This is a genomic window from Phocaeicola sp. RTP21198st1_B8_RTP21198_201120, assembly GCF_040929485.1.
Lineage (GTDB): Bacteria > Bacteroidota > Bacteroidia > Bacteroidales > Bacteroidaceae > Phocaeicola > Phocaeicola dorei.
The window spans coordinates 1-7047 of the sequence record NZ_JBCOCI010000128.1 but is presented as its reverse complement, the minus strand read 5'-3'; the positions used below and the strand labels follow the sequence as shown (position 1 = coordinate 7047).

The window sequence follows — 7047 nt, the reverse complement described above, 5'->3', positions numbered from 1 at the left end:
ATTCTGCACCGTTCAATTGCTTGATAGCTTCTTTAGCTTCGCCATCATTAGGCATTTCTACAAAAGCAAAACCTTTAGAACGACGTGTTTCACGATCAGTAATAAGTTTTACTGAAGCTACTGTTCCATACTCTTCCATTACACCTCTCAAATCACCTTCCCTAACATTATAGTTAAGGTTTCCAATATACAAATTCATAAAATAAAAATTGATAAATAAATAATTAAGTAAACTTTGAATTTAAAAATTTAGTTAGAAGAATAGAAACGGTTCAAGTGTGAGATGAATTGAGTCAATCGAAAAAACTATCTTTTTATATTCCGTTGTCAAAGGAACGATAAATAATTGGATTATCCACTATATTTCTCTTTTTATTTTGATATTTTTTTAACCGGTGACTCTTTTTATACTTTTTAGGCTTAAAGCAAGAGCCTTATATCATTCATATTCACTAATTTTGTATTAATAGCTAACTTATAACTAAGATTTATATGATATTGAATGAAAGAGAAAGCCGCCATGAACATGTTCTGCATGTGGCCCGACAAATGATGACAGCAGCGCGTACTGCTCCCAAAGGAAAAGGTGTTGATATTATTGAAATAGCCATGGTGACGGATGGTAATATCAATATTTTATCGGAAATGATGGTGAAAATGGTTGCGGAGCATGGAATGAAATTCTTCCTGCGCGATGCGGAAAATATTCTGAATGCAGAATGTGTCCTGTTAATAGGTACACACGAACAGGCGCAAGGATTGAATTGTGGTCATTGTGGATATGCTACTTGTGTGTCTCGCAAAGAAGGAGTGCCATGTGCTATCAATAGTGTTGATGTGGGCATTGCTATCGGATCAGCTTGTGCCACAGCAGCAGACAACAGGGTGGACACACGGGTCATGTTCTCGGCCGGATTAGCAGCACAGCGTCTGAACTGGCTGGAAGGATGCACCCAGGTTTATGCCATCCCTGTCAGCGCATCCTCTAAAAATCCTTTCTTTGACCGGAAACCTAAAGAATAAATTTCTCTACTACCGCGGCTACACCATCTTCTTCATTAGAAAGGGTGATGTAGTCGGCGTTTTGACGGACTATTTCTTGAGCATTGGCCATTGCTACCCCCAATCCGGCATATTGTATCATAGAAAGATCGTTAAAACCATCACCAACGGCAATCATTTCTTCTTTTGTCATACCGATTTCTTTTAGCAATACGGCCAGTGATTGTGCTTTATCAATACCTTTAGGAACCAATTCCAAAAAATAAGGTTCGGAACGGAATACCCCCATACGATCTTTCAAATGTTCGTACATTTCTTTTTCAAGCACTGCAAGCCGCGTAGGTTCACCTACAATCAGACATTTGGCAATAGGAAATTTTATTGCCTCCAGAAAATGATCCACTTTCTTGGGAGTCATCACATTCAGAATAGCTTCTTTCAATACATATTCATCTTCCGGATATTCAGTCAATACATATTTTCCATCGTAAGTGACGATAGCAAAATGGTTGTCGGTGGCACATTTATACAGGTAAGGTAATATATCCGGATCGAGCACATTCTCGTACATCATCTCACCGGTTTTCCAGTCTATGATCTCACCTCCGTTATACGAAAGTATATAACCTTCGTATTTCTGTAGCTCTAAGATCTCAGCCAGTGGAGCCACACCGTATGTGGGACGTCCCGATGCCAAAACAATTTTTACTCCGCGCTTTTGCGCTTCGATAAGTGTACGACGTGTGTGTTCCGTTACCTCTTTCTTTTTATTGGTCAACGTTCCGTCTAGGTCTAAAACTAATAATTTATACTTCATATACTATTTAATGGAGTGCTTTTGCCAAATTCGCTGCAAATATAACGATTAAATTCATGGCTTTTTGCTACATTTGCTCAAAATAAACAAGAATCATGACAGAAATTTTATTAACCGTAATTATTATCCTGCTGATAATTAATATTGTAATCGCACTTACTAAAAACAATCGTCTGCAAACCGAACGTCTGGAAGGATTGCTACGCGAAGAAATGAAAGAAAACCGGGACGAACTGGGAAAAAATATTCGCGAACTTCGTAACGAACTGAATCAAACCTTGAATTATTCTATCCGTAATATGCAGGATACTTTGCATAAAAACCTGCTGACCGGTAATGAAATGCAACGGGAAAAATTTGAAGCAATGGGCAAGCAACAGGAAGCTTTGGTGAAAAGTACGGAAAAACGATTGGATGACATGCGGCAAATGGTAGAAGAAAAATTACAGAAAACATTGAATGAACGTATAGGACAATCCTTTGAGATAGTACGTTCGCAGCTGGAGAATGTACAAAAAGGATTGGGAGAGATGAAGGGTCTGGCACAGGATGTAGGAGGATTGAAAAAAGTTTTAAGTAATGTGAAGACACGGGGTACATTCGGAGAAGTACAATTAGGTGCCTTATTGGATCAGATGCTGAGTCCGGAACAATATGAGGCGAATGTCAAAACCAAGAAAAATGCAACGGAATTTGTGGAGTTCGCCATTAAACTTCCGGGAAAGGAAAATAATAATGATACTGTATATTTACCTGTGGATGCCAAATTTCCCAAAGATGTATATGAACAATATCAGGATGCATACGAAGCCGGAGATGCCGCATTGATTGAAACTTCATCCCGTCAACTGGAAATCACAATTAAAAAAATGGCAAAGGATATTCACGATAAATATGTAGACCCACCTTTTACAACAGATTTTGCCATTATGTTTCTGCCATTCGAAAACATCTATGCAGAAGTGATCCGCCGGACCGCGTTGGTGGAAATGTTGCAGAAAGACTGGAAGATAGTGGTTACAGGTCCTACCACCCTGGGAGCTATCCTGAATAGTTTGCAAATGGGATTCCGTACGCTGGCCATTCAAAAACGAACAAGCGAAATATGGAATGTGTTAGGGGCAGTAAAGACCGAATTCGGAAAGTTTGGAGGATTGCTGGAAAAGGTACAGAAAAATCTACAGAATGCAGGAGACCAGTTAGAGGAAGTTATGGGGAAACGTACTCGTGCCATAGAACGTAAATTACGCCAGGTAGAAGCCCTTCCGGCAGAAGACAGCCAACGAATGTTGAGTTTGCCCGAACTGACTGATGATGAAGACGATGAATAAAAGGAGGATTTCAATATGAGCATGACGTGGGATTTTATTTTGAGATTGTTTGTGGCAGGCGCTTTGGGTACTGTTATTGGTCTGGATAGGGAATATCGTGCTAAAGAAGCCGGTTACCGTACCCATTTTCTAGTATCACTGGGAAGTGCTCTCATTATGATTGTATCACAATATGGTTTTATGGAAGTAGTGAAGATGGAGGGGATAGACTTGGACCCGAGTCGTGTGGCCGCACAGGTTGTCAGTGGTATCGGTTTTATTGGAGCGGGTACTATTATTTTTCAAAAACAAATCGTGCGCGGACTTACTACCGCTGCCGGAATTTGGGCTACTTCGGGCATCGGTCTGGCCATTGGAGCCGGTATGTACTGGCTGGGAATCTCAGCAACAATCCTTACGCTGATTGGTCTTGAGGCACTTAGCTATCTTTTTAAAAGTATAGGTATGAAAAGTTCCATGGTAGAGTTCTCTACAGACAATAAAGAAACACTGAACCGTATGGCCAAGAAATTCAATTCCAAGGAATACAATATTGTTTCCTATCAATTGGACGAAAAGAGGTTGGGAGAAGTAACAACCTATTATGTTACAATGGTTATAAAATCTAAGAAATACAATGATGAAGGTATGTTACTGACATTATTACAAGATTTTAGCGATATTACCGTTCACAGGTTGGAGTAAGCTTTTCCGGCTTGGTTCAAAAGCAGCGGGGGAGAGCTCTTATTGAAAGATTCTCTCCCCTGTGCTGTGATTATGCTTTTAATCGCATAACAAACATACTTCCTTCTCCCAGCTTACTGTCTACTGTAAGAGTACCATTATGGGCCTCGACAAAATCTCGGGAAATAGACAGGCCTAAACCGCTTCCTTGTACTTTAGTTCCGGGAACCCGGAAATAATGGTCAAAGATGCTTTTATGATAACGTGGATCAATCCCTTTCCCGAAATCCCGTACAAACATCTCAATGAATCCATCATCTGTTTGACGTGCCCCTATTACCACACGACCGTTTTCCGGTGAATACCGGATGGCATTGGAAAGAAGGTTGGTTAGAACCCAAGCTATCTTCTCACTGTCGACAAACAGTTTACCTATTTTGTCTTCAGGGTATTCCACTTCTATTTGAATATTAAATTTTTCAGCTTGTACACGATTGGCCTTTATTGCATATTCTATCAACTCTATAGGTTTGGTTATCTTAGGCTTCAACTGTAGTTTTCCTGATTCTACCTGGGTCATATTCAGCAACTCGCCGGTGATATTAAGCAGCCGTTCGCTATTTTCTTTGATACTGTTTGCCAAATCTTCCTGTTCTTCATTTAAAGCTCCGATACGCTGGTCTTCTAATAATTGCAGACTCATCATAATAGCCGAGATAGGAGTCTTCAATTCATGTGAGATTGTAGAGATAAACGTAGTCTTGGCCGAATCCAGTTCCTTAAATTCGGTTATATTCTTCAACATAATGACATATCCTTTTTTTTCCATAGTAACCCCATCTTTCCCCGGTTGGGAAATACTCATGTATTTTACTTGGAAAAAACTCTCCTTATTGTCCGCATAAATCTTCAGAGGTTCTTTCTTTTCTTTTTCCTTGTCTCTGACTGGTTCCCCAGGAATTTCCACCAATTCACGAATCAGGCGACGCAACAAATCATTGCGCAGGGAAATATCCTGTGCAGAGTGTTTAATAACTTCTTCACGCTTCAGGTTGATCACATTCAATGCTTCATCATTGATGAAAAGGATTTCCATATCATTATTTAAACCAATGATAGGCTCGTTGATACTGTTGATGATAGTCTCCATATATTTTTTAGATGCCATCATATCGGATAAAGCACTTGCATGATAATCTTCCAGACGTTTGGCCATGCGGTTGAAATTTTTAGATACTTCAGAAAATTCTTCACTATTGCTTAATTCCAAACGTTTTTTATAATTATGGTTCGCAATTTCCTGTATAGCGTTGGTCAATTCTTTAATAGGATTATCAATCGATGCAGGAAGACGCAGCCACATACCAATACCAATACATATACATGCGGCACCAACAACATATATCCACAATAAAGCCCGCTGTAATCCGGGACCTGCTGCCGGACTGTCAGGTTCCGTGGCGGTCAATATTTGCAAATTCACAACAGAAAGTACAACCAATAGTACAATCATTGCCACCAATACCCCTATGGCAAGGGTTAGTTTCGACTTTATATTCATAACTTTTATTTTTTATGCAAGTATAATCAAATCTATGTCTATTTCAGCTAAAGAGTTTAGAAATTTTCGATATTTGGAAAGACTGAATAATGCACCTGGCATTTTGAAAGTAGGATGCCCCATACAGACGGTTGTAATTCCACGTTGACGACAAGTTTTAATTATTTCTCCCATAATATCGGAAGATGAAACTTGGATAACTTCACCACCTAACTCGGTAACCAGTTTAAAATGGTTAAGTAAATGCCGCTGTGTTGCCAATGGAATACGTTCCGTACTCTCGGCAGGTGTCTGTACATAGAGGGCAAAAAAGACCGTATTGTACCGGGAAGCAAGCCGTGCCGCTTTACGGATAATATGTCGGGGAGTCCGTTCATTACTACTGATACATGCCAAAAACTTCTCGTGCCGGATGCCCTTTTCACCTGTTACAATTTCATTTTCAACTTTCTTCTCGACTCGAAAGGCCACTTCTTTTAGTGCCAGTTCACGTAACTGAAGAATATTCTCTGTCTTAAAAAAATTATTCAGTGCCAACTGAATCTTTTCAGGACGATAGATTTTCCCGGCTTTCAACCGGTTTATCAGTTCTTCGGCGGTAAGGTCTATATTTACCACTTCATCCGCATCCTGCAGCACCTTATCCGGAATCCGTTCTTTAACTTCTATACCTGCTATACCTTTTACGTCCTCATTCAAACTTTCTATATGCTGGATGTTAACTGCAGAAATTACGTTTATACCGGCATCCAACAATTCCATTACATCTTGCCAACGTTTCTCATTCCGGCTGCCCTCGATATTGGTATGTGCCAATTCATCTACTATAACTAGTTCGGGATGTAACTGAAGAATGGCATCAAGATCCATTTCTTCCACTTCCTTACCTTTGTAAAATATCTTTTTCCGAGAGATAACAGGCAATCCTTCCAACATAGCAACGGTTCCTGCACGTCCGTGCGTTTCAATATAACCTATCTGTACATCTACCCCGTTCTCCAACATTTCGTGAGCTTCTTGCAGCATACGATAACTCTTCCCTACACCGGCTATCATTCCGATATAGATTTTAAACTTTCCACGCCGTGAACGTTTAATCAAATCTAAAAAATGCTGTACACTTTCTTCTCTGTCTTCCATTTGTTACTTTATCATATTAGTGTAAATATAACAATTTTCCGCATATTTAATATCAGTCCTTTTATAACAGACAAAGAATATACCAATAAAACAAACGGCTTAGTTACAATGCCATAAGCGTGTCATTAAAAACTAAAGCTTACCAAAATGAAAAGGAACTCTTTCAAAATGAAACACTTTCTTAATCACTATAATTATTGCTGTTAGATCCCCTAGAATAGTTTATTCCTGCTTTTCTAGCTTGTGTATGTTGAAATTGGCGGGCTATTTTATATTCACGTTCTCCTTTTAGTAATCTGTATCCAGTTTGTTTAAACCAAAAGTTAATATTATTTTCTATACATTGCCGACGAATGTCCAATACCCAGTCATAATTACATATGCGCGCTTCTTTACCTGATTCTCCACCTACCACAATCTGTTCTACCCATGTACCAAGTTCTCCCTTGAAGTTTATAGCGGACAACAATGGTTCACAGATAATGATTTTATGCTTTACAGGAGCTGCTTTATAAAGAGGAAGACGGTAATCC

The 7047-nt window shown here is 39.4% G+C and carries 8 protein-coding genes; 3 read left to right on the top strand and 5 right to left on the bottom strand.

The features are described from left to right. A partial coding sequence (locus AB5935_RS22920; RefSeq protein ID WP_368327598.1) for an RNA recognition motif domain-containing protein occupies window positions 1-199 on the bottom strand: 199 nt, incomplete at its 3' end. Between the two features lie 293 nt (window positions 200-492). Here AB5935_RS22920 and AB5935_RS22915 point away from each other — a divergent pair. Beyond that, entirely contained in the window at window positions 493-1023 is a 531-nt protein-coding gene (locus AB5935_RS22915) for a ferredoxin domain-containing protein (RefSeq protein WP_007835473.1), read from the top strand. On the opposite strand, the gene AB5935_RS22910 is transcribed toward AB5935_RS22915, so the two are convergent. After that, on the bottom strand, window positions 1013-1819 hold the full coding sequence (locus AB5935_RS22910; protein WP_007835474.1) for a Cof-type HAD-IIB family hydrolase: 807 nt from the start codon (window positions 1817-1819) through the stop codon (window positions 1013-1015). The two genes, AB5935_RS22915 and AB5935_RS22910, sit on opposite strands and share 11 nt — an antisense overlap. Before the next feature lie 95 nt (window positions 1820-1914). On the opposite strand from AB5935_RS22910, the gene AB5935_RS22905 reads away from it, so the two are divergent. Further along, complete coding sequence (locus AB5935_RS22905) at window positions 1915-3150, top strand: DNA recombination protein RmuC (protein ID WP_038609686.1); 1236 nt, start codon at window positions 1915-1917, stop codon at window positions 3148-3150. 15 nt (window positions 3151-3165) lie between these two features. Further along, the gene (locus AB5935_RS22900; RefSeq protein ID WP_007835476.1) at window positions 3166-3834 is read left to right on the top strand and encodes an MgtC/SapB family protein; all 669 of its coding nucleotides are present in this window, start codon (window positions 3166-3168) and stop codon (window positions 3832-3834) included. Window positions 3835-3904: 70 nt separating this feature from the next. Here the strand turns inward: AB5935_RS22900 and AB5935_RS22895 are convergent, their stop codons facing one another. From AB5935_RS22895 to AB5935_RS22885, 3 genes are all read right to left on the bottom strand, one after another. After that, complete coding sequence (locus AB5935_RS22895; protein ID WP_007835477.1) at window positions 3905-5374, bottom strand: ATP-binding protein; 1470 nt, start codon at window positions 5372-5374, stop codon at window positions 3905-3907. Window positions 5375-5386: 12 nt separating this feature from the next. Continuing rightward, window positions 5387-6514 (bottom strand): hypothetical protein, encoded by a 1128-nt coding sequence (locus AB5935_RS22890; protein WP_007835478.1) that lies wholly within the window; start codon window positions 6512-6514, stop codon window positions 5387-5389. A 181-nt stretch (window positions 6515-6695) separates the two neighbouring features. Then, window positions 6696-7047: DUF5131 family protein (locus tag AB5935_RS22885; protein ID WP_368327597.1), on the bottom strand; the 352-nt coding region annotated here is incomplete at its 5' end.